General features: G+C 54.3%; 21 protein-coding genes. 2 read left to right on the top strand and 19 right to left on the bottom strand.

The window, feature by feature from the left end; all coding sequences use genetic code 11:
* Nucleotides 1–104: 104 nt before the first annotated feature.
* From pstS to glmU, 3 genes are all read right to left on the bottom strand, one after another.
* The gene (gene pstS, locus MMW58_RS28555; protein ID WP_123709472.1) at nucleotides 105–1,145 is read right to left on the bottom strand and encodes a phosphate ABC transporter substrate-binding protein PstS; all 1,041 of its coding nucleotides are present in this window, start codon (nucleotides 1,143–1,145) and stop codon (nucleotides 105–107) included.
* Between the two features lie 337 nt (nucleotides 1,146–1,482).
* Nucleotides 1,483–3,312 (bottom strand): glutamine--fructose-6-phosphate transaminase (isomerizing), encoded by a 1,830-nt coding sequence (gene glmS / locus MMW58_RS28550; protein WP_159236680.1) that lies wholly within the window; start codon nucleotides 3,310–3,312, stop codon nucleotides 1,483–1,485.
* A gap of 205 nt (nucleotides 3,313–3,517) precedes the next feature.
* The gene (gene glmU, locus MMW58_RS28545; protein WP_241722551.1) at nucleotides 3,518–4,888 is read right to left on the bottom strand and encodes a bifunctional UDP-N-acetylglucosamine diphosphorylase/glucosamine-1-phosphate N-acetyltransferase GlmU; all 1,371 of its coding nucleotides are present in this window, start codon (nucleotides 4,886–4,888) and stop codon (nucleotides 3,518–3,520) included.
* A 346-nt stretch (nucleotides 4,889–5,234) separates the two neighbouring features.
* Here glmU and MMW58_RS28540 point away from each other — a divergent pair, with 346 nt between their 5' ends.
* Nucleotides 5,235–7,418 carry a right-handed parallel beta-helix repeat-containing protein gene (locus MMW58_RS28540; RefSeq protein ID WP_241722550.1) on the top strand — a complete coding sequence of 728 codons (2,184 nt, stop codon included), beginning with the start codon at nucleotides 5,235–5,237 and terminating at the stop codon, nucleotides 7,416–7,418.
* Between the two features lie 123 nt (nucleotides 7,419–7,541).
* On the opposite strand, the gene MMW58_RS30230 is transcribed toward MMW58_RS28540, so the two are convergent.
* The 14 genes from MMW58_RS30230 to asnC form a co-directional block, all read right to left on the bottom strand.
* Nucleotides 7,542–7,670 (bottom strand): hypothetical protein, encoded by a 129-nt coding sequence (locus tag MMW58_RS30230; protein WP_256464594.1) that lies wholly within the window; start codon nucleotides 7,668–7,670, stop codon nucleotides 7,542–7,544.
* A 158-nt stretch (nucleotides 7,671–7,828) separates the two neighbouring features.
* The gene (locus MMW58_RS28535; protein ID WP_041143353.1) at nucleotides 7,829–8,248 is read right to left on the bottom strand and encodes a F0F1 ATP synthase subunit epsilon; all 420 of its coding nucleotides are present in this window, start codon (nucleotides 8,246–8,248) and stop codon (nucleotides 7,829–7,831) included.
* 20 nt (nucleotides 8,249–8,268) lie between these two features.
* Nucleotides 8,269–9,651, bottom strand: a complete 1,383-nt coding sequence (gene atpD / locus MMW58_RS28530) for a F0F1 ATP synthase subunit beta (RefSeq protein ID WP_041143354.1) — start codon at nucleotides 9,649–9,651, stop codon at nucleotides 8,269–8,271.
* 26 nt (nucleotides 9,652–9,677) lie between these two features.
* Complete coding sequence (atpG, locus tag MMW58_RS28525) at nucleotides 9,678–10,541, bottom strand: F0F1 ATP synthase subunit gamma (RefSeq protein ID WP_041143355.1); 864 nt, start codon at nucleotides 10,539–10,541, stop codon at nucleotides 9,678–9,680.
* Nucleotides 10,542–10,591: 50 nt separating this feature from the next.
* Nucleotides 10,592–12,133: a F0F1 ATP synthase subunit alpha gene (gene atpA / locus MMW58_RS28520; protein WP_041143356.1), complete on the bottom strand. Its 1,542-nt coding sequence runs from the start codon at nucleotides 12,131–12,133 to the stop codon at nucleotides 10,592–10,594.
* A 12-nt stretch (nucleotides 12,134–12,145) separates the two neighbouring features.
* Nucleotides 12,146–12,679 carry a F0F1 ATP synthase subunit delta gene (atpH, locus tag MMW58_RS28515; RefSeq protein ID WP_045853731.1) on the bottom strand — a complete coding sequence of 178 codons (534 nt, stop codon included), beginning with the start codon at nucleotides 12,677–12,679 and terminating at the stop codon, nucleotides 12,146–12,148.
* A 14-nt stretch (nucleotides 12,680–12,693) separates the two neighbouring features.
* Nucleotides 12,694–13,164: a F0F1 ATP synthase subunit B gene (atpF, locus tag MMW58_RS28510; protein ID WP_041143358.1), complete on the bottom strand. Its 471-nt coding sequence runs from the start codon at nucleotides 13,162–13,164 to the stop codon at nucleotides 12,694–12,696.
* Between the two features lie 54 nt (nucleotides 13,165–13,218).
* Entirely contained in the window at nucleotides 13,219–13,458 is a 240-nt protein-coding gene (atpE, locus tag MMW58_RS28505) for a F0F1 ATP synthase subunit C (RefSeq protein ID WP_000429386.1), read from the bottom strand.
* Between the two features lie 47 nt (nucleotides 13,459–13,505).
* Nucleotides 13,506–14,321, bottom strand: coding sequence for a F0F1 ATP synthase subunit A (gene atpB, locus MMW58_RS28500; protein ID WP_041143359.1), 816 nt, complete (start codon nucleotides 14,319–14,321; stop codon nucleotides 13,506–13,508).
* Nucleotides 14,322–14,329: 8 nt separating this feature from the next.
* Entirely contained in the window at nucleotides 14,330–14,710 is a 381-nt protein-coding gene (gene atpI / locus MMW58_RS28495) for a F0F1 ATP synthase subunit I (protein WP_133600269.1), read from the bottom strand.
* Nucleotides 14,711–15,326: 616 nt separating this feature from the next.
* Nucleotides 15,327–15,950 (bottom strand): 16S rRNA (guanine(527)-N(7))-methyltransferase RsmG, encoded by a 624-nt coding sequence (rsmG, locus tag MMW58_RS28490; RefSeq protein ID WP_241722549.1) that lies wholly within the window; start codon nucleotides 15,948–15,950, stop codon nucleotides 15,327–15,329.
* 109 nt (nucleotides 15,951–16,059) lie between these two features.
* Nucleotides 16,060–17,949 carry a tRNA uridine-5-carboxymethylaminomethyl(34) synthesis enzyme MnmG gene (mnmG, locus tag MMW58_RS28485; protein WP_045853729.1) on the bottom strand — a complete coding sequence of 630 codons (1,890 nt, stop codon included), beginning with the start codon at nucleotides 17,947–17,949 and terminating at the stop codon, nucleotides 16,060–16,062.
* Nucleotides 17,950–18,330: 381 nt separating this feature from the next.
* On the bottom strand, nucleotides 18,331–18,771 hold the full coding sequence (gene mioC / locus MMW58_RS28480; protein WP_133600271.1) for an FMN-binding protein MioC: 441 nt from the start codon (nucleotides 18,769–18,771) through the stop codon (nucleotides 18,331–18,333).
* 91 nt (nucleotides 18,772–18,862) lie between these two features.
* The gene (gene asnC, locus MMW58_RS28475) at nucleotides 18,863–19,321 is read right to left on the bottom strand and encodes a transcriptional regulator AsnC (protein ID WP_045853727.1); all 459 of its coding nucleotides are present in this window, start codon (nucleotides 19,319–19,321) and stop codon (nucleotides 18,863–18,865) included.
* Nucleotides 19,322–19,472: 151 nt separating this feature from the next.
* Here asnC and asnA point away from each other — a divergent pair, with 151 nt between their 5' ends.
* Nucleotides 19,473–20,465, top strand: a complete 993-nt coding sequence (gene asnA, locus MMW58_RS28470; RefSeq protein WP_159236687.1) for an aspartate--ammonia ligase — start codon at nucleotides 19,473–19,475, stop codon at nucleotides 20,463–20,465.
* Between the two features lie 8 nt (nucleotides 20,466–20,473).
* Here the strand turns inward: asnA and viaA are convergent, their stop codons facing one another.
* Both viaA and ravA read right to left on the bottom strand, forming a co-directional pair.
* On the bottom strand, nucleotides 20,474–21,922 hold the full coding sequence (viaA, locus tag MMW58_RS28465; protein ID WP_241722548.1) for an ATPase RavA stimulator ViaA: 1,449 nt from the start codon (nucleotides 21,920–21,922) through the stop codon (nucleotides 20,474–20,476).
* Nucleotides 21,919–23,418, bottom strand: coding sequence for an ATPase RavA (gene ravA / locus MMW58_RS28460; RefSeq protein WP_133600273.1), 1,500 nt, complete (start codon nucleotides 23,416–23,418; stop codon nucleotides 21,919–21,921). The genes viaA and ravA overlap by 4 nt, the downstream gene beginning before the upstream one ends.
* Between the last annotated feature and the right edge of the window lie 137 nt (nucleotides 23,419–23,555).

Raw genomic sequence — 23,555 nt, 5'->3', positions numbered from 1 at the left:
TCCGAAAGGCCGCTATATTACTGACCTGTTAGACAAAGGTAATGCTATACCCAAAATAATTCGCGCCGCAGCAACCTGGCCTGCAGCGCGAAGTATAGCGAGTATTAGTACAGCGCTTTACCGCTGCTGTCTTTCACGTTGGTTTTCCATGCAGCGCGAACCTGCTCAACCACGCTTTCCGGCAGCGTTGCGTAATCCAGCGCGTTAGCTTCTTTACCGCCGTTTTTATACGCCCAGTCGAAGAACTTCAGCACTTCAGCCGTCTGCTCAGGCTTGCTGGAAGCCTTGTGCACCAGGATAAAGGTGGTTGAGGTGATCGGCCATGCATTTTCACCTTTCTGGTTAGTCAGGTCCTGAGCAAAGGACTTGCTCCAGTCGATACCTTTCGCGGCGTTCGCGAAGTTATCTTCGGTTGGGCTAACCGGCTTGCCGTCAGCAGACAGCAGCTTGGTGTAGGCGAGGTTGTTTTGTTTCGCATAGGCGTACTCAACGTAGCCAATGGAACCCGGCAGACGCTGAACGAAAGCGGCGATACCGTCGTTACCTTTACCGCCCAGACCGGTCGGCCAGTTAACGGTAGAACCTGCGCCGATTTTGGATTTCCACTCTTCGTTCACTTTCGCCAGGTAGCTGGTGAAGACGAAGGAGGTACCGGAGCCATCAGCACGACGAACCACGGCAATATTCTGTGCCGGCAGCTTCTTGCCTGGGTTGAGTTTGGCAATCGCTTCGTCATCCCACTTCTTAATTTTGCCCAGGTAGATGTCGCCCAGCGTTTTACCGTCCAGCACCAGCTCACCGGACTTCACGCCTGGCAGGTTAACGGCCAGCACCACGCCGCCGATAACGGTTGGGAACTGGAACAAACCTTCCTGAGCCAGCTTGTCGTCAGCCAGAGGAGCATCAGAAGCACCGAAATCAACGGTGTTGGCAATAATCTGTTTTACACCACCGGAAGAGCCGATGCCCTGGTAGTTCACTTTATTGCCGGTCTCTTTCTGATAGGTATCAGCCCATTTGGCATACACCGGCGCAGGGAAAGTTGCGCCTGCGCCCGTCAGACTTGCTGCTGCAAATGCAGAAAAAGCGCTCATAGATAAGGTCGCGGCGACAACTGTTGCGACGGTGGTACGCATAACGTTCATAATGTCTCCTGCTGGATTCGTAAATCGTTGTTTCGAGGCTATGGTGAGCAAAATAGGACAAAGAGGTGACAGTAAAATGTACGAATTATTACAGTTTTATGACAGGCAAAAAGGTGCGAAACAGAATAAAATAAAAACACTATAAATCATGGTGTTAATTATTTAAGTGACGGGAATTTTGCGGGAATATTTTATTTTTTTGACAGCCAAAATCGTCGTCAAAGATGACAGTTTGTCATAAACCAGCGTCGCCAAATTTTTTACGCTGCGATAAAAAACGATCGGCGGGTAACAAAAAGGGCCACCGAATGGCAGCCCTTGTAAGGTGAGCTGTACTCTATTCTACGGTTACCGATTTGGCCAGGTTACGCGGCTGGTCAACGTCGGTGCCTTTAATCAGCGCCACGTGATAGGCCAGCAGCTGCAGCGGCACGGTGTAGAAGATTGGCGCGATCGCCTCTTCAACATGCGGCATCTGGATGATGTGCATATTGTCGCTGCTGCTAAAGCCAGCATCACCGTCGGCAAAGACGTACAGCTGGCCGCCGCGGGCGCGAACTTCTTCAATGTTGGATTTGAGCTTCTCCAGTAGTTCGTTGTTCGGTGCGACCACAATAACCGGCATCTCGGCGTCAATCAGGGCCAGAGGACCGTGCTTCAGCTCGCCGGCAGCGTAGGCTTCCGCGTGGATATACGAGATCTCTTTCAGCTTCAGCGCCCCTTCAAGGGCAATAGGGTACTGATCGCCACGTCCGAGGAACAGCGCGTGGTGCTTATCAGAGAAGCTTTCCGCCAGCGCTTCAATACGCTTGTCCTGCGACAGCATCTGTTCGATTCGGCTCGGTAACGCCTGCAGACCGTGCACGATATCGTGCTCAATCGCCGCATCCTGGCCCTTCAGACGCGCCAGCTTCGCCACCAGCATCAGCAGCACGGTCAGCTGAGTGGTGAAGGCTTTGGTGGAAGCCACGCCGATTTCGGTGCCCGCTTTGGTCATCAGCGACAGATCGGACTCGCGAACCAGCGACGAGCCAGGGACGTTGCAAATAGCCAGAGAGCCAAGATATCCCAGCTCTTTCGACAGGCGCAGAGCGGCCAGAGTATCCGCCGTCTCGCCGGACTGGGAGAGCGTGATCATCAGGCTGTTGCGGCGTACAGCCGATTTGCGATAGCGGAATTCAGAGGCAATTTCGACATCGCACGGCACGCCGGCCAGCGCTTCAAACCAGTAGCGAGAAACCATCCCGGAGTTATACGAAGTGCCGCAGGCGACAATCTGGATATGCTCAACCTGAGACAGCATCTCGTTGGCGTTAACGCCCAGCTCGCTCAGATCGACTTCTCCGTGGCTAATGCGCCCGGAGAGGGTGTTCTTGATTGCGTTCGGCTGTTCGTAGATCTCTTTTTGCATGTAGTGGCGGTAGATGCCCTTATCGCCCGCGTCGTACTGCAGGTTGGATTCGATATCCGGGCGTTTAACCTCCGCGCCTGACTTATCAAACACCACCACCGAGCGGCGGGAAACTTCCGCGATATCGCCCTCTTCGAGGAAGATAAAGCGGCGGGTCACCGGCAGCAGCGCCAGCTGATCGGAGGCGATGAAGTTCTCCCCCATGCCCAGACCGATAACCAGCGGGCTGCCTGAGCGAGCGGCCAGCAGGGTGCCCGGATCGCGGGTATCCACGATCACGGTACCGTAAGCGCCGCGCAGCTGTGGGATAGTGCGCAGAACGGCTTCCCGCAGAGTGCCGCCTTGCTCCAGCTCCCAGTGCACCAGGTGAGCAATCACTTCCGTATCAGTCTCTGATACGAAAACATAGCCGCGCGACTGCAGCAGCTCGCGCAGCGGTTCATGGTTTTCGATGATTCCGTTGTGGACCACCACAATATGTTCAGAAACATGCGGATGCGCATTGCTCTCCGACGGCTCGCCGTGGGTCGCCCAGCGGGTATGGGCAATCCCCGTACCGCCGTGCAACGGCTGCTCTTCTACCGCCTGAGCCAGCATCTGTACCTTACCGAGCCGACGAACGCGGGACATATGTCCTTCGTTATCAACCACTGCCAGACCGGCAGAGTCATAGCCACGGTATTCCAGACGACGTAAACCTTCGATAAGGATTTCAGCAATATCACGCTGCGCGACTGCGCCAACAATTCCACACATAGTTAAATTTCCTGATAATGGCGTTATGCCATGCGTTGTCGCTGACCTGTGTTTTACCCAACGCATTTGCCGTTGGGTAATGCCCTTTTCGGGCGCCCCGAGCCTTGTAGAGAGTGGGGCTATTTTTATGGTTACTGCCGTGGGGGGAGGATTATTTTATCCTCTCACCCCGGCCCTCATCCCAAAAGGACGAGGGATAAATGACCTACTTTTTCTTCACCGGACGCTGCCAGCCCTGCTTGTGGACCTGCGGCACGCGGCTTAATACCAATTCATTATCAGCGATATCGCGGGTTACCGTCGTACCGGCGGCAATCGTCGCGCCGTTGCCTACGGTGACGGGCGCCACCAGCTGGCTGTCCGAGCCGACAAACACGTCGTTGCCGATAATGGTTTTAAATTTATTGGCACCGTCATAGTTACAGGTGATGGTACCTGCACCGATATTGACGTTATCGCCGATTTCCGCATCGCCAAGGTAGGAGAGGTGCCCCGCCTTCGAGCCTTTACCCAGCCGCGCTTTCTTCATTTCGACAAAGTTGCCGACGTGGGCGCCTTCCAGCAGCTCCGCCCCCGGACGCAGACGAGCAAAAGGTCCGATAGTGCAGGCAGCCTGCAGGTGGGCATCTTCCACCACCGAGTACGGGCTGATTTCGCAGTCATCGCCGATGGTGCTGTTCTTAATCACGCAGCCGGTACCAATTTTCACCCGTTCGCCCAGCACCACGTTGCCCTCAAGGATAACGTTAGTATCAATCTCAACGTCGCGCCCGTGCGTCAGGGTGCCGCGGAGATCAAAACGAGCCGGATCGCGCAGCATCACGCCCGCCAGCAGCAGTTTTTTCGCCTGTTCAGACTGATAGACGCGCTCGAGGCGGGAGAGCTGCAGGCGGTTGTTGACGCCTTCAACTTCGCTTAAACGCTGCGGGTGGACGGCAACGATTTCCCGGCCTTCCTGATACGCCATGGCGATGATATCGGTAATGTAGTATTCGCCCTGGACGTTGTTATTCGTCAGCTTCGCCAGCCAGCGTTTTAAATCCGCGCCGCCGGCGATGAGGATCCCGGTGTTAATTTCCTGAATTTGACGCTGCGCTTCGCTGGCATCTTTATGCTCAACGATGCCGCTTACCCGGCCGTTTTCACGGGTGATGCGTCCATAGCCGCTCGGATCGTCCAGCTTTACCGTCAGCAGACCAATCCCGCCCTGCGGTTTGGCGGCGCGCAGGCGCTGCAGGGTATCGACGGAGATCAGCGGGACGTCGCCGTACAGCATCATGATGTCTTCATCATCGGCAAAGAAAGGTGCCGCCTGCTGCATCGCATGGCCGGTTCCCAGCTGTTCCGCCTGCAGAACCCAGTTAAGGTTGTCTTCATGCAGCGTTTGACGCAGCAGATCGCCGCCGTGGCCATACACAAGGTGTACGGAAGAGGCGCCTAAATCTTTAGTAGCATCAATGACATGCTGAACCATTGGCTTCCCAGCCAGAGCGTGCAGCACCTTGGGAAGATCGGAATACATGCGGGTCCCTTTGCCTGCGGCAAGGACAACCACGCTCATCGCACTGTTTGACATACGCATCCTGACAGCTGTTAGAACGAAAAGTAAAAGCCTTTCACGTTGAAATTACTACATATTTTTCATCATGAAACGAGACGAGGATAAAACGCTCAGGCTCAACGCTATACACCATTTTATGGCGCTATTTTTAGTCACTGCAAATCAGTTTATCTCCGAAAAAACCCGCTAAGAGAGATGAATATTTGCTATCCCTCTGCTTTTTCTGTTTTTTCGACGCCTGAATAAAGCGAAAACACAAAATTAAAACATGGTTTTATTATTCATTTATTGTGACGCGGTAAATAGAAACACCGTTTCATTACGATGATAATGCTGCTCATTATTTACTCTGGAGAAAAAAATGAATAAAAAAATCCCTTTGGCATTAGCCCTTTGTAGCGCAATTATCGCATTGCCGCTGCACGCTGGCGAGGCTCATGTCTGGCGAGGTATCGCTTTTGGTCAATCAACCGACGTTAATTTCTCCTCCAACGTCCTGCCGGAAAAAATCGGGGTGAATGACGTTACGATAGCAGGTAAAAAGCTGACGCCCCAGGATACTGCCGATCTCAGCGCTCCCGTCACCATTGAGAGTCGGGGAGGCAAGATCGCGAATTCGCATGATGGCCTGACCTTCTTTTATACCATGCTGCCGGTTAGCCAAAACTTTGTCCTGCAGGCGACGGTCACGGTGGATCAGTTCGGCCCGGAGAACGGCGCCCTTCCAGCAGCGCAGGAAGGCGCCGGGCTGCTGGTGCGTGATGTTATCGGTCTGCCGCGCCAGCAGCCTTTAAAGGTGGGCTATGAAGAGTTTCCAGCAGCATCGAATATGCTCATGAACGCGATCGTGACCCAGGATAAGAAAGATCATGCGCATATAAAACTGCAGGCGATCGGCCGGGAAGGAATTTCCCAGCCCTGGGGCAATGCCGGTTCTTCTATTACCAGGCAGAGCTACAAAGAGAATATCGATCTCCGGCAAACCCCAGCCTTTCAGCTCAAGCTGGAACGCACTAACGACGGTTTCATCACCTCATGGGCGCCGACGGGCAGCAGCGAATGGGTAAGCAAGAAGGTTCCCCGCAGCGACACGATTGCCCAGCAGGATAAAGACCATTACTACGTCGGCTTTTTCGCCTCGCGTAATGCCAAAATCACCATCAGCAACGCCTCGCTGACGACTTCAGCAGCCAGGACGCAGGCTTCTCCGCCCTATATTGCGAAAGCCTGGCCGGTTGTGATGCAGATTGCCTCTGGCGCCCAAAGCCAGAGCGCGGAGTATATTCTGCAGGCGCGGGCTAACTATGACGGGCGCTTCACCGTCCGCCAGGACGAAGTCATCATCGGCAAGGACATCGCCGTCAAAGCCGGGGAGATGTTTACGCAACCCGCCACGCTCAAAGACAGGAACACCTTCGAGGTGCTGTTTACGCCGGCCACCAGCGGCAAGCCGGTGGCGCAAACGCTGACGGTTGAACGCAGCGTCGGCGTCGAAGGCCGTACCCTCTACGTTTCTGCGCAAGGGCAGGCGAACGCCAGCGGAACGGCTGACGCTCCGCTCACTCTCTCCCGCGGCGTGGAGCTACTGCCGGCTGGCGGCACGCTTATCTTAGCCGCCGGAGACTATCCGCAAACGCAGATCCCGCTCAGCGCCAGCGGGCTCAAAGGGCAACCCAAGACGCTGCGGGCCGACGGAAAGGCGGTCATTCACGGCCTGCAGCTCGACGCCAGCTACTGGCACATCAAGGGGATCGCCGTCACCGATAAAAGCCTGCGCGTGCAGGGCAGTCATAATCTGATTGAGAACGTCACCGCTTATCGCAACGATGATACCGGGATTCAAATTTCCTCTCCGCCGGACGTGGGGCGCCCGCTGTGGGCCAGCTACAACCGGGTGGTCAACTCCGAATCGTTCAGTAATGAAGATCCGGGCAAGATTAACGCCGATGGTTTTGCGGTAAAAATGCGGGTGGGCGAGGGAAACCGGCTCGAAGGGTGCTACTCCTACGATAATATCGACGACGGATTTGACCTGTTCAACAAGATTGAAGATGGCGCCAATGGCGTTGTGGTGATCGAGAATTCAATTGCCCGTAATAACACCAGCAATGGTTTTAAGCTGGGTGGGGAAGGGCAGCCGGTGGCGCATGAAGTGCGCAACAGCATTGCGATTGGCAATCATCTGGACGGTTTTACGGATAACTTCAACCCCGGCAGGCTGGTGGTGGTCAACAACGTGGCGGTGGATAATCAGCGCTTTAACTACATCTTCCGCGCCAGCCCGTACGGTAAACCCGAGACTCAGGGCTCGTTTAGCGACAATATCTCCCTGCGCAGCCAGCCTGGAAAATATGATGATGCCGTGGTCGGCAATATCGACGACAGCAACTATTTTATCCACGACGGTAAGAGCATCAACGCCCAGGGAAAGAGCATTAAGAGCGACGACTATCAAACGCTGGCGCTGCCGGACCCGCTGCTGCGCCATGCGGATGGCCGTTTCAATACCGGCGATTTCCTCAGCCGTAGCCAGCCTCGTTCCTGATACTGGCCCTAAAATACAAAGGTCGCCCGCGGGCGACCTTTTACTTTCTTTCCTGCTTCACACCGCATGTGTTGTCGTTTTAGTTAGCGGTACAGCGCAAATGCAGGCCGGAGAGCGGGCTTCTTAGTTATTGAAGGTACCGAAGGTCACGTTCATAGTGCTGAAGAAGGCGATGATTTTATTGAGCAGTTTCATGATGACTTCCTGAATAGAGAGACGTTTTGATAAATTATTTTTTGTGATGTACATCACAAAAAGAAGTCTACGCCTCATTTTTTGAGCGATCAACAAAAATGAGATCATCATCACAAAATTTTTAAAATGTCTTTTTAGTTTTGAAATTACTGAAACGAAACCATAAAAAAAGCCAGCCTGGAAACCAGACTGGCTTTTTAACTTTCAAGCCGGTGTTACATCGCTTTTTTGGTCAATTCGATAACGCGCAGTTTGGCGATCGCTTTGGCCAGTTCCGCAGACGCCTGAGCGTAATCTACGTCGCCGTGAGAGCTGTTAATGTGCTCTTCCGCTTTACGCTTCGATTCCAGGGCTCGTGCTTCGTCGAGATCCTGGCCACGAATTGCCGTATCAGCCAGTACGGTCACGCTGCCAGGCTGCACTTCAAGAATGCCGCCGGACAGATAGATAAACTCTTCATGACCGTGCTGTTTAACGATGCGAATCATACCAGGCTTAATGGCGGTGAGCAGCGGGGCGTGACCCGGGAAAATACCCAGCTCACCTTCACTACCCGTTACCTGGATTTTCTCGACCAGACCAGAGAACATTTGCTTCTCTGCGCTGACGACGTCCAGGTGGTAAGTCATTGCCATATCACCCTCCGATTAAGGCGTTAAAGTTTTTTGGCTTTTTCCACGGCTTCGTCGATGGAACCAACCATGTAGAACGCCTGCTCCGGCAGGTGATCGTATTCGCCTTCCATGATGCCTTTAAAGCCACGGATGGTGTCTTTCAGGGAGACGTATTTGCCCGGTGAACCGGTAAATACTTCTGCCACGAAGAACGGCTGGGACAGGAAGCGCTGGATCTTACGCGCGCGAGCTACCACCAGTTTATCTTCTTCAGACAGCTCATCCATACCGAGGATGGCGATGATGTCTTTCAGTTCCTGATAACGTTGCAGCAGAGACTGTACGCCACGCGCGGTGTCGTAGTGTTCCTGACCAACAACCAGCGGATCCAGCTGACGGCTGGTGGAGTCCAGCGGGTCAACGGCCGGGTAGATACCCAGAGACGCGATCTGACGGCTCAGTACCACGGTTGCATCTAAGTGAGCAAAGGTGGTTGCTGGGGATGGGTCAGTCAAGTCATCCGCAGGGACGTATACCGCCTGCACGGAAGTGATAGAACCGGTTTTGGTGGAGGTGATACGTTCCTGCAGAACGCCCATCTCTTCCGCCAGAGTCGGCTGATAACCTACCGCTGAAGGCATACGGCCCAGCAGTGCGGATACTTCCGTACCGGCCAGGGTATAACGATAGATGTTATCGACGAACAGCAGTACGTCACGACCTTCGTCACGGAATTTCTCAGCCATGGTCAGACCGGTCAGCGCAACGCGCAGACGGTTTCCCGGCGGCTCGTTCATCTGGCCGTAAACCAGGGATACTTTATCCAGAACGTTGGAGTCGGTCATCTCGTGGTAGAAGTCGTTACCCTCACGAGTACGTTCACCTACGCCCGCAAACACGGAGTAACCGGAGTGCTCGATCGCGATGTTACGGATCAGCTCCATCATGTTTACGGTTTTACCCACGCCCGCACCGCCGAACAGACCGACTTTACCGCCCTTAGCGAACGGACACATCAGGTCGATTACTTTGATGCCGGTTTCCAGCAGTTCCTGAGAGCTTGACAGCTCTTCGTAGGAAGGTGCCGCGCGGTGGATAGCCCAACGGTCTTCTTCACCGATGTCGCCTTTCATATCGATCGGCTGACCCAGCACGTTCATGATACGACCCAGCGTTGCTTTACCAACCGGGACTTCGATCGGGTGCTCGAGGTCTTTAACTTCCAGACCACGACGCAGACCGTCGGAAGAACCCATGGCGATAGCACGTACGATACCACCGCCGAGCTGCTGCTGAACTTCCAGCACCAGACTCTCGTTACCATTTTGTACCTCAAGAGCATCGTACACGCGCGGTACGGCATCCTGAGGGAATTCGACGTCAACCACGGCGCCGATTACCTGGACAATTTTTCCAGTAGCCATCTTGAATCCTCTACGAATTAACCTGGTTATACCGCGGATGCACCACCGACGATTTCGGTGAGTTCCTGAGTAATGCTGGCCTGACGAGCTTTGTTGTATACCAACTGCAGCTCTTTAATCAGGCTGCCGCCATTATCGGTAGCGGCTTTCATCGCCACCATACGTGCGGCCTGCTCGCTGGCCAGGTTTTCTACCACGCCCTGATAAACCTGAGACTCAACGTAGCGACGCAGGAGGGTATCCAGCAGCGCTTTTGGATCTGGCTCATACAGGTAATCCCAGGATTTACGCTTCAGATCAGCATCGTCTGACGCCGGTAGCGGCAGCAGCTGAGTAATGGTCGGAGCCTGAGACATGGTATTAATAAATTTGTTGCTGACAACGTACAGCTTGTCCAGACGGCCTTCATCATAGGCCTGCAACATCACTTTTACCGGACCGATCAGTTCGGACAGGGACGGATTATCACCCATGCCGGTCACCTGAGCGACAATATTGCCGCCCACGGAATTAAAGAAAGAAACGCCTTTAGAGCCGATCATTGCGATATCGCACTGAACGCCTTTATCGGACCAGACTTTCATATCCGCCAGCAGCTTTTTGAACAGGTTAATGTTCAAGCCACCGCACAGACCACGGTCGGTCGACACCACCAGGTAGCCTACGCGCTTAACGTCGCGTTCTTCCAGGTAAGGGTGCTTATATTCCAGATTACCGTTCGCAAGGTGACCAATCACTTTGCGCATGGTCTCTGCATAAGGACGGCTGGCCGCCATGCGATCCTGCGATTTACGCATTTTGGAAGCGGCGACCATTTCCATCGCTTTAGTGATCTTCTGCGTGTTCTGGACGCTTGCGATCTTACTACGTATCTCTTTTGCGCCGGCCATGAACTTCTCCTCAATGCCGTGCGGCTTGCCCTAAGACAAGCCGCCAGACTTTACCAGGACTGGGTTGCTTTGAAGGAGTCGAGGATGCCTTTCAGCTTGCCTTCGATCTCGTCGTTATAGCCACCGGTCTGGTTAATCTCTTGCATCAGCGGAGCGTGGTCACGGTCAACGTAAGCCAGCAGAGCGGCTTCGAAGCTACCGATTTTCGCCAGTTCCACATCTTCGAGGTAACCGCGTTCAGCAGCAAACAGGACCAGGCCCTGCTGTGCTACAGACATCGGCGCATACTGTTTCTGTTTCAGCAGCTCGGTTACTTTCTGACCATGGCTCAGCTGTTTACGGGTTGCTTCGTCCAGATCGGATGCGAACTGAGAGAACGCAGCCAGTTCACGATACTGTGCCAGAGCGGTACGAATACCACCGGACAGTTTCTTGATGATCTTGGTCTGAGCAGCACCACCAACACGGGATACGGAGATACCCGGGTTGACCGCCGGACGAATACCGGAGTTAAACAGGTTGGTTTCCAGGAAGATCTGACCATCGGTAATGGAAATTACGTTAGTCGGAACGAATGCGGAAACGTCACCAGCCTGAGTTTCGATAATCGGCAGCGCGGTCAGGGAACCTGTTTTACCTTTCACTTCACCTTTGGTGAAGTTCTCAACGTATTCAGCGTTAACGCGGGATGCGCGCTCCAGCAGACGGGAGTGGAGGTAGAACACGTCGCCTGGGAATGCTTCACGTCCTGGCGGACGGCGGAGCAGCAGGGACACCTGACGGTAAGCAACGGCCTGTTTAGACAGGTCATCGTATACGATCAGCGCATCTTCGCCGCGGTCGCGGAAGTATTCACCCATTGCGCAACCGGCATACGGAGCCAGGTACTGCAGCGCAGCGGATTCAGAAGCGGTCGCCACAACAACGATGGTGTTGGACAGCGCGCCGTGTTCTTCCAGTTTACGTACCACGTTAGAGATGGTGGACGCTTTCTGGCCGATAGCCACGTAGACGCACTTAATGCCGGAATCACGCTGGTTGATGATCGCATCGATTGCCATCGCGGTTTTACCGGTCTGACGGTCACCGATGATCAGCTCACGCTGGCCACGGCCGATTGGGATCATTGCATCGACGGATTTATAACCGGTCTGTACCGGCTGGTCGACGGACTGACGTTCGATTACGCCCGGTGCGATAACTTCGATTGGCGAGAAGCCATCGTGTTCAACCGGACCTTTACCGTCAATGGGTGCACCCAGGGTGTTCACCACGCGGCCCAGCAGGCCACGACCGACAGGAACTTCCAGGATACGACCGGTACACTTAACCTTCATGCCTTCGGCAAGGTCAGCGTACGGACCCATCACTACCGCACCTACGGAGTCGCGCTCCAGGTTCAGGGCGATAGCGAAACGGTTACCCGGCAGAGAGATCATCTCACCCTGCATACAATCGGCCAGGCCGTGGATGCGGATAACGCCGTCACTGACGGAAACGATAGTACCTTCGTTGTGAGCCTCGCTCACAACATTGAACTGAGCAATGCGCTGCTTGATCAGTTCGCTGATTTCGGTGGAATTCAGTTGCATGCTCCAGTCCCCTTAAGACTGCAAGACGTCTGCAAGGCGATCAAGACGGCCGCGTACGCTGCCATCAATGACCATATCACCCGCACGGATGATAACACCTGCCAGTACAGACTTATCGATTTTGCAATTCAGCTTAACTTTGCGTGACAAACGTTTTTCCATCGCGTCGGCAATCTTCGCGAGCTGTTCTTCACTCAGTTGGGTGGCAGAAATAACATCTACCTCTGCGGTTGCCTCACTGGCAGCGCGCAGGTGAATGAACTGCTCAAGAACATCCGGGAGCACCTTCAGACGACCGTTTTCAGCCATAACCCGAATCAGGTTCTGGCCGCTGTCGTCCAGCTGCTCGCCGCAGACCGCGATGAACGCTTCAGAGAGCGTTTCCGGCGCCAGAGCACCGGACAGAAGCTCTGCCATTTGTTCGTTTTTAGTCACTTCAGCGGCAAACGCCAGCATATCCTGCCAGCGCTCAACACCTTTGTGTTCGACGGCAAAGTCAAAAGCTGCTTTGGCGTAGGGGCGAGCTACCGTTACAAATTCAGACATCAGCCCCTCCCTCCTTACAGTTCAGCGACAAGTTTATCCACGATGTCGCTGTTAGCAGCTTCATCCACGGAACGTTCGATGATCTTCTCGGCGCCAGCAACAGCCAGGATTGCGACCTGCTTACGCAGCTCCTCACGAGCACGTTTACGTTCGGCATCAATTTCAGCCTGCGCCTGTGCGACGATTTTGGTGCGTTCCTGTTCTGCTTCAGCTTTAGTTTCATCCAGAATCTGAGCGCGACGCTTGTTCGCCTGCTCGATGATTACCTGGGCTTCCGCTTTCGCTTTTTTCAGCTGGTCGGTCGCGTTGGCCTGTGCAAGGTCCAAATCCTTCTTAGCGCGTTCTGCAGAAGCTAAGCCGTCAGAAATCTCTTTCTGCCGCTTTTCGATGGCAGCCATTAAAGGCGGCCATACGTACTTCATGCAGAACCATACGAAAAGAACAAACGCGATGGCCTGGCCGAGGATTGTTGCGTTCATGTTCACAGCACAATACCTCTTAAATTAACTCTGTGGCTTAGGTTTCTTACGTACAACTTACTACGCGACAGCAAACATCACGTACAGACCCAGACCTACAGCGATCATCGGGATTGCATCCACCAGACCCATAACGATAAAGAACTGAGTACGCAGCAGAGGAATCAGATCCGGTTGACGCGCTGCGCCTTCCAGGAATTTGCCCCCGAGGATGCCGATACCGATCGCAGCACCGATCGCCGCCAGACCCATCATCACAGCGGCAGCCATGTACAGCAGATCCATATTCAGGTTTTCCATGACAGTCTCCAGTTTGTTTCAATAAAAACGTAGTATGTTGGTAAAAATCAATGCTCTTCGGATGCCATCGACAGATAGACGATCGTCAGAACCATGAAGATGAAGGCTTGCAGCGTAATAATCAGGATGTGGAAAATGGCCCATGGCACATTCAGAATCCACTGTGACCACCACGGCAGCAGGCCAGCAATCAGAATGAAAATCAGCTCACCGGCATACATGTTGCCGAACAGTCGCAGACCCAGAGATACAGGTTTGGACAGCAGGCTTACCCCTTCAAGGATTAAGTTGACAGGAATGAACGCCCAGTGATTGAACGGCTGCAGCGTCAGTTCTTTAACGAACCCACCCACGCCTTTCATTTTGATGCTGTAGAAAAGAATCAGGATAAACACGCCAAGCGCCATCGACAGGGTGATGTTAACGTCCGCAGACGGAACCACGCGCAGTGCAGGCAGGCCGAAAATGTGTTCACCGATGTAAGGAATCAGGTCGATTGGCAGCAGGTCCATCAGGTTCATCAGGAATACCCAGACGAACACGGTGAGGGCCAGCGGAGCAATCAGCTTGCTCTTGCCATGATACATATCTTTAACGCTGCCATGGACGAAGCCAATGGTCATCTCGATAGCCGTCTGGAGTTTACCCGGTACTCCGCTGGTCGCTTTCTTCGCAACGCTACGGAAAATGGTAAGGAACAACAGACCGAGCACCACTGAGAAGAACATGGAGTCAATGTTGAGCGTCCAGAAGGTGGCCGGGGGGTTGTGCGGATCCACCAGCGAGAAAGTACGCAGGTCCAGCTGAAGGTTATTCAGATGGTGTCCTATGTATTCCTGCGGCGTCATATTTTCTGCAGCCATGATGCCTTTTACCCTTTGTTGTTAATTACAGCTGGTGCCAGAATTTGTACCACCAGCACCAAAACCCACGTCACGATCAGCGGTAAAAATACCACTTTGAAAACGGCCAGCGCCATCACGAGGAGGGCGAAGGTCAGCAACACCTTGGAAGCTTCACCGATAGCGAAGGTCCAGGCCATTCGGCCTTTAGCTGGTGTATGCGCCTGATGACGCCAGGCAAAAATCATAAACATTATGTTTGGCACAACCACCGCCAAACCTCCGCATAGTGCAGAGATGCCCCAGAAGGGGTCTTTGAGGCTGAACAGCAGTCCACTTGCTATTACTGCCAGTAACTGAATAAACAGAAGCTTACGAGCAACGTTTCGACTCAAGAGCGACACAGACATCACGTTTTTACTCCTGCTCCCTTCGAGGTATGTCGCGTGTCGTATAAAACGTCCTTTGAGGCGAAGAGTCAAGCATCAAAAAGCGGACAAATTATACGGTGACAACCCGTGAATTCAAACAATAAGTAGCAAAATAGTGAATAAATGTTTAATTATTTTCTGACAGGCAACTTTTCCTGCATTTTGCCAATCTGTGAGCGATCATGCAAAACTGCAAATACCGAGAAAACACGGCCTATAAAGCGTGCATTAGATCACATTATAAACATTTAGGGTTTTGCTGAATTAATTTTGTTCATAAATCATGAATTTTCATCCTTTTGATATTCAACATAAAAACCAGGGACTTTTTCCAAAACAACCCTACATACATTAAAAACGTTTTATTGACATTTATAATAAATATTTAACAACCATATGCCTGTTCAGCGCCTTGATTTGTAGCGAGCTGATATTTTCAAAGTTGACTATTGTTCTGGTAAATGAATCAGCAAAAGTTAATCGCCAGAAAAGCCATAGTGAAAATATGGTTAAATGCCTCCCGATAATACCCCGGCGTTATGTTCATTTTTGTAACATCCGCAGGTGACATTTTTTCCACATTTTTTGGTAAAAATTAAATCTTTTTTGATTTAATAACCACCAGGTGGCGCTCCCCTTCCAGCTGAGGGACTCGCAGTTTAATCACCTCGCTCACCGCGTATCCGGCAGGCAAATCGGTGAGCTCCTCTGCCTGAGCCACGCCCTTAAGCGCGTAAAAATGCCCCTCTTCTGCCGGCAAATGGTGGCACCAGCTCACCATATCATTCAGCGAGGCGAACGCGCGGCTGATCACGCCATCAAACGGCGGCTCGGCCGGGAACGCCTCTACCCTACTCTGCACCGGCGTCACGTTCTCAAGCTTCAGCTCATGCTGAACCTGACGGAGAAAGCGCACGCGCTTGCCAAGGCTGTCCAGCAGGGTGAAATGGGATTCAGGGCGTACGATGGCCAGCGGAATACCGGGCAGTCCTGGACCGGTGCCGACATCGATAAAACGGCTTCCTTGAAGATAGGGTGCAACGACGATGCTGTCGAGAATATGCCGCACCAGCATCTCATTCGGGTCGCGAACGGAGGTCAGGTTGTAGGCTTTGTTCCACTTATCCAGCAGTCCAACATACGCTACCAGCTGATTTTTCTGATGATCGGTGAGCGTAATAGCCGCTTCATCCAGTAGACGAGAAAGTTTGTTGAGCACGGTCGGTACCTGTCTAAAAATAATGAGCCCGGAGGCGAAAACGCTTACCGGGCTGATGAACAACGAGGCGGAAAACGGGACGCAATCCGCCAAAAAACCTGTCTGAGGATCAGGCGCTGCGGCGCAGCATCCCCTGCTTTTTCAGCCAGACCAGCAGAATGGAGATCGCCGCAGGCGTCACGCCAGAAATGCGCGATGCCTGGCCGATTGAAGACGGTTTATGATCGTTCAGCTTGGCAATCACCTCATTGGAGAGCCCAATGACCTGACGATAATCAAGCGTAGCAGGCAGCAAGGTGTTTTCATTGCGCTGGTGTCTTTCGATCTCATCCTGCTGACGAGCGATATAGCCTTCATACTTAACCTGGATCTCAACCTGCTCAGCCGCCTGCGGGTCCTGCAGACCCGGAGCGAAAGGCGACAGCTGCACCAGCTGTTGATAGGTCATCTCCGGACGACGGAGCAGATCCTCGCCGCTGGCTTCGCGTGAGAGCGGCGCGGTGAGGTGAGCATTCACTTCTTCGACGCCTGCGGCCTGCGGGTTGACCCAGCTCGTTTTCAGTCGCTGACGCTCAAGTTCGATGCTTTCCAGCTTCTGATTGAAGCGCGCCCAGCGCTCGTCATCCACCAGACCCAGCTCGCGACCCTGTTCGGTCAGGCGCAGATCGGCGTTATCTTCGCGCAGCATCAGGCGATACTCCGCGCGGGAGGTAAACATGCGGTACGGTTCTTTGGTACCGAGGGTGCACAGATCGTCTACCAGCACGCCAAGGTAGGCCTGAGAGCGACCCGGCGCCCAGCCCTCTTTTTCGGCAGAGAAGCGACCGGCGTTCAGACCGGCAAGCAGGCCCTGGGCCGCGGCTTCTTCGTAGCCGGTGGTGCCGTTAATCTGGCCGGCGAAGAACAGACCCTGGATATATTTGCTTTCCAGCGTCGGCTTCAGGTCGCGCGGATCGAAGAAATCATACTCAATGGCGTAGCCAGGGCGAACGATTTTGGCGTTCTCCATACCCTGCATTGAGCGAACAATCTGCATCTGGACATCGAACGGCAGGCTGGTGGAGATGCCGTTCGGATAAATTTCGTTAGAGGTCAGGCCTTCCGGCTCGAGGAAGATCTGATGCTGGTTGCGATCGGCAAAGCGCATCACCTTATCTTCGATCGACGGGCAGTAGCGCGGGCCGATACCTTCAATCACCCCGGCGTACATCGGGCTGCGATCGAGGTTATTGCGGATGACGTCGTGCGTTTTCTCGTTGGTGTGGGTGATGTAGCACGGCACCTGACGCGGATGCTGATCCGCAGATCCCATGAACGAGAATACCGGCATTGGGTCATCGCCATGCTGCTGTGCCAGGACGCTGAAATCGATGGTGCGCGCGTCAATACGCGGCGGAGTACCGGTTTTCAAACGGCTGACGCGCAGCGGCAGTTCGCGTAAGCGGCGGGAGAGCGAGATCGCCGGCGGATCGCCTGCACGACCGCCGCTGTAGTTATCCAGTCCGATGTGGATCTTGCCGTCAAGGAAGGTTCCGACGGTCAGGACAACCGCTTTGGCGCGGAACTTCAGCCCCATCTGGGTCACTGCGCCGACAACGCGATCGTTTTCGACAATCAGATCCTCAACCGCCTGCTGGAAGATCATCAGATTGGGCTGGTTTTCCAGCGCCGTCCGTACCGCCTGGCGGTAGAGCACGCGGTCTGCCTGAGCCCGAGTAGCGCGTACCGCCGGGCCTTTGCTGGCGTTTAGTATCCTAAACTGAATGCCCGCATGGTCGATCGCTTTCGCCATCAGGCCGCCAAGAGCATCCACTTCTTTTACCAGGTGTCCTTTCCCAATGCCGCCAATCGCCGGGTTGCAGCTCATCTGCCCCAGAGTGTCGATATTGTGTGTCAAAAGCAGGGTCTGCTGACCCATACGCGCTGCGGCCATTGCGGCCTCAGTGCCTGCATGACCCCCGCCAATGATGATGACGTCAAAAGGATCCTGATAAAACATGGTGGTATGCCTCGCATAAAGCGGTTTGAAAATGGATTGAAGCCCGGGCCGTGGATTCTACTCAACTTTCGACTTCCGAGAAAGCTCCGGGATCTTGAGTATTTAAAAGAAGATCTTTTATTTAGAGATCTGTTTTATTGTGATCTCTTATTAGGATCGGACCTTTCTGTGGATAAGCCGGATCCGCGTTTTAAGATCAATCGGTTAAGGAGGATCACTTTCTGTGAATGATCGGTGATCCTGTTCCGTATAAGCTGGGATCAAAATGAAGGGTTATGCACAGCTCAAAAAGCAGTCAACGCTTATGCTTTGGATAACTACCGGTTGATCAGTGGTTTTAAGCATAGTTATCCACAGATGATCGGGCGATCTTTACAAAAATTAGATCAAATTTTTCCAGGATCCCAGCCAAATCTCGGCCGGATCTTCCGGAATCTCATGATCGAGGACGTTAATCTTCAGCGTTTCGCCGATCTGTTTCGCTCCGCATGCCTTCAACGCATCGTCAATCTTGTCGATTGCGCCGCAGAAGGTGTCATATTCACGGCTGCCGATCCCGACTGAGCCAAAGCGTACGGCTGAAAGGTCCGCCTTCTGCTCCTGCAGCGCCTCATAGAAAGGCAGCAGGTTGTCAGGAATATCGCCGGCACCGTGCGTTGAGGAGATAACCAGCCAGATCCCGTCCGTCGGCAGATCTTCAATCAGTGGGCCGTGCTGGATTTCGCTGCTGTAGCCCGCTTCTTCCAGCTTTTCCGCCAGATGCTCTGCTACATATTCCGCACTGCCTAAGGTGCTGCCGCTGATAAGAGTAATGTCTGCCATGATCGTCCGCTCATTTATTCAGTGTGGCACATTGTACGCTGTGTGTGAGCTGGGATCTACCTGTGGAAAATGTGGGATTAAAAAAGCCCGATCACGGGCGGATGGTACGCATAATCGGGTTTTGCAGGGAGATCAGCGTCTCGGTGGACTGAATTTCATCGATTGTTTGGATCTTGTTGATAAGTACCTGCTGAAGGGCGTCGATCGAGCGGCACATCACCTTAATAAAGATGCTGTAGTGGCCGGTGGTGTAGTAGGCCTCGGTCACCTCATCCAGGCTTTCAAGCCGGGCCAGCGCCGAAGGGTAGTCTTTAGCGCTTTTCAGGATAATGCCGATAAAGCAGCACACGTCGTAGCCGAGCTGCTTCGGATTCACGTCGATCCGCGCGCCGGTAATAATGCCCGCCTGCTTCATCTTCTCCACGCGGACGTGGATAGTCCCCGGGCTGACGCCAAACTGTTTGGCCAGTTCGGCGTAGGCGGTGCGCGCATTGGCCATTAACGCTTCAAGGATGCCGCGGTCCAGATTGTCGATCTGATAATTTTCCATTGGTTTTTCTTATGATGTTTGATGATTCTTTCTATATTAGCCTTATATTTTAATGAATCAAAAGTGTATTGACCTTTTTGTTGTTTGATTATTGAATTGATGGCCTGGTTTGTTGCTTAATCAATAGCAACAGGACGCAGGAGTTATAAAAATGAAAACCGCATACATCGCAAAACAACGCCAGATCAGCTTCGTTAAGTCTCACTTTTCCCGCCAGCTGGAAGACAAACTGGGCCTGATCGAAGTCCAGGCTCCCATTTTAAGCCGCGTAGGGGACGGGACTCAGGATAACCTGTCTGGCTGCGAGAAGGCGGTTCAGGTAAAAGTGAAAACGCTGCCGGATGCCCAGTTTGAAGTCGTTCACTCACTGGCTAAATGGAAGCGTCAAACGCTGGGACAACACGACTTCAGCGCTGGCGAAGGGCTGTACACGCACATGAAGGCCCTTCGCCCCGATGAAGACCGTCTGACCGCCATCCACTCCGTTTACGTTGACCAGTGGGACTGGGAGCGCGTGATGGGCGACGATGAACGCCACGACGGGACGCTGAAATCCACCGTAGAAGCCATCTATGCCGGGATCAAAGCGACCGAAGCCGCCGTCAGCAAAGAGTTTGGCCTGACGCCGTTCCTGCCGGAGCAGATCCAGTTTGTTCATAGCCAGGATCTGCTGAGCCGCTACCCGGATCTCGACGCTAAAGGGCGCGAGCGGGCGATTGCCAAAGAGCTGGGCGCCGTATTTCTTATCGGGATTGGCGGCAAGCTGACCGATGGCCAGCGCCACGACGTGCGTGCGCCGGATTATGATGACTGGAGCACCGAGGTTGCCGAAGGCTTTGCCGGCCTGAACGGCGATATTCTGGTGTGGAACCCGGTTCTGGAAGATGCCTTCGAGCTTTCTTCTATGGGGATCCGCGTCGATGCCGAGGCTCTGAAGCGTCAGCTGGCGATCACCGGTGATGAAGATCGCCTGAAGCTGGAGTGGCACCAGGCGCTGCTGCGCGGCGAAATGCCGCAGACCATCGGCGGCGGTATCGGTCAGTCGCGCTTGACGATGCTGCTGCTGCAGCTCGACCACATCGGACAGGTCCAGTGCGGCGTATGGCCTGCACAGGTCCGTGAAAGCGTCGCTGCCCTGCTTTAATCCGCGCCTTAACGCCGCCAGCGCCTCAGCAGGCGGCTACGCAGCCCGGTATCAAAGCGCCAGATATGATCGAAGATGCGCATGATCCCGGGTTTGCCATGCATCGACATCGCCACCGCGTGAAAGCGATGCTGGTGACTGCGCTGAAGTTCTCCCACCTTATTGATCACCTCATCCGGCAGGCGCTGGGCGATAAAATCAGAAATGACCACCGCATCGGCATCCACCCACTGCGGGTTTTGCATGCGCTCAATAATGGCCCGAAAACAGCTGGCCAGATCGGTACCGCCGCGAAAGCGCTGGCTGAGGAAACGAATTGCCTGCTCCAGCCCCTGTGGGCCGGTGAGCTCGTAATGCACCACTTCGCTGGAAAACAGCATAATAAAGCAGCGCCGGTTGTCCGCCAGGGCGATCCGCATTAACGCCAGGCAAAACGCCTTGGCGCACTGTTCGTTAAAACCGCCCATTGAGCCTGAAGTATCGACGCAGACGATAAATGGCCCGCGCGGCTGCTCGTCAAAATCCTGCCGGGTAACCGGTCGTTCGGTGATTTTTTCCCGCCATGCGTCGCCGTGCAGCCGGTAGGTCAGCAGCTGCTTTTCCACCAGCTTGCGGTAGAACTCGAACTCCAGCTCGGTGATCCCAAGGGTGGCCAGCTCCGGCGGAAGCAGGCGCAGAATATCGTCGCTTTGCTGCAGGCCATCAACCTGTTCCGGTACCGTTGCCGGTTCGCGCACGAGGCTGCGAAAGGCCTCCATCGGCGCATCCTTTTTGGGGACCGATTTTGCTTCCCGCGAGCGCCCGAGCTGTTCAGCCAGCTGCATCAGCTCCGGCTGCTGCGTCAGAAAATCGCCGTAGCGAACGATCAGCTGATAATCGCCGCGCTTCAGCTCGCCTGCGCTCATATCCCACAGGCGCCCTGCGGAGTTATCGTTTTCCACCAGCACCGGCTCGAGCTGGCCGCTGAGGGTCATCCGCTCCTGCATCGTGTTGAGCAGCCGATCGCGCTCTTCATCCAGCAGCTGCTGATTGAGAGTGGTGGCCTGCACCACCAGGCTCAGGCGCCAGCGCTGCAGGAACAGGGTGTGCAGCGCGGGCGTAAAGTGCGGGTTATCATCCGCCAGCTGCTGGGCCTGGGCGGCAAAAGGGGATTCGAGCCTGTGCAGCTGCGTAAGAATTTGCGGCAGCTGAACGATGAACTGAGAGGTCGAAAGGAGCTGCGACCGCTGATAGTTCTGCACTTCTGCATCGAGCTCTGGCGGGATATGCGTCTCTTTTAGCCTGGCCCTGACGGCTTCGCGCCAGCGCGGGATATCGGCGGCGATAATGTTCTTCAGCCGCGGGAATTTTTCAAAGAAAACGGCAAGCTGCGGGGAGGCCAGCAGCGCCAGCAGCATCTCTTCGATCATCCCCTCTTCGCTGACTGCCAGCATGACATTCAGCATATCCAGCGTCATGGCTGACGAGCCTGTTTAATCTGCGCCCCGACGTCCTGCAGGCTGGCTTCGATACGTCCCAGCCAGTCACCGGGAATGAACAGACATTTTTGCTGTTCGCTAAAGCGGTTGTGCTGCTGATGCCACTCGTCATCGAGAGCTTCCAGCTGCTGGCGAATTTCCGCAGGCATATTTTCCTGCGATTCGCTGCCGGGAAGAGCCAGCCGCGAGCCCTGCAGGCTGACGTCGCGCACCACCAGATGCTGGCTGGTATCGACGTCCATATCTAGCGGCTGGGCAAAACCAATGCCGTTGAGCTTACCGCGGATCTCGCCGCCCTTCTCCAGCCAGTGGGAGAGCTCCTCACGGGTAAACGTAATATGGATAACCTGCATATCGTGTAGCTTAAGCGGCTGCTGAAGCAGCAGAAGGAGCGTTGTCCCTTCTACGTCAGCGGGAAGCTCATAGTGCGCTTTCCGGCTGAACATGCCGCCGAGACGCGTAACCTTCAGCGCGGTTTTGTCGCTGTGCTGCTGTTGGATCTGAATACGCCTTTGGGTGATCGCCCCGAGGCGCGTCAGCATCGCCTGCTGCTGCCAGGCGTGGTTGGTCATCAGGGTTTCCAGCAGCTGTGACATCAGGTTCATGCTTTCGACGTCGTGCCACAGGCAGTCTTTCAGCAGAATCAGGTCGATGGGCGCGATGCTATCGCGGCCGCTGAAGAAGGCGCTGGCCTGCAGCAGGCGAATGGCCTTTTTCCAGCGGCGGTCCGAAACGTAGGGCGCCTTGGGCTGCGTCTCCAGCTGCTGGCGCAGCTGATAGACAAGCTCGAATACGCTATCCGTCAGCTTCACGCCGCTGATATCCTGCTGCCACTGCGCAAACTCTTCGCTACTGACCTGCAGGGCAACCGGCACCGGATTACTGTTTTCATCCTGCTGGCTGAGCAGCATGGAGCGGAAGTTGGTTTTATCCTGTACCTTATCGAGCCACAGGCGGATCAGCATTCGGTCATACAGTGCTTCCAGGCTGCTATCCGCTTCCGGGAGTTCATTGGACGCCGCCACCAGTAGGCGCATCGGGATTTTCTCCTCGGTGGCGCCGTTGCGGAAGTGGCGTTCGTTAATGGCGGTCAGCAGGGTATTAAGGATAGCCGGACCGGCTTTCCAGATCTCATCGAGGAAGACGATCTCCGCTTCCGGCAGGTAGCCTGCGGTTAAGCGCTCGTAACGGCCTTCATCCTTCAGGGCCTGGATCGACAGCGGACCAAAAACCTCTTCCGGGGTAGAGAAGCGGGTCATCAGGTATTCAAAGGCGCGAGCCTGCTGGAAGGCGAATTTGAGACGGCGGGCGATCAGGCTCTTGGCGATGCCCGGCGGACCGAGCAAAAACACGCTCTCGCCGCTGAGCGCGGCCAGCAGACAGAGCCGTATCGCATGACTGCGTTCAAACAAACCTTTTTCCAGCGCCGCGCTGAGCCGGGAAATTCTTTCTGCCAGTAAATGTGATTGAGCCATAATTGAGTTGCGTGCTTTTTCATGTGTCGTTATTGAGTCGAGTATAGATGTTTGATTAGGTGTGGTAATAGCCTGAAGATTCGATTTATTTTCTTTGAGCCAGGTTAATATGGTGTCCGTTAGGGGTACGATTCAGC

The sequence above is a fragment of the Klebsiella sp. HC6 genome (assembly GCF_022605325.1).
GTDB classification, from domain to species: domain Bacteria; phylum Pseudomonadota; class Gammaproteobacteria; order Enterobacterales; family Enterobacteriaceae; genus Klebsiella; species Klebsiella terrigena.
Note: the sequence above shows the minus strand (reverse complement) of the source record. Positions and strands in the feature narration are given on the sequence as shown.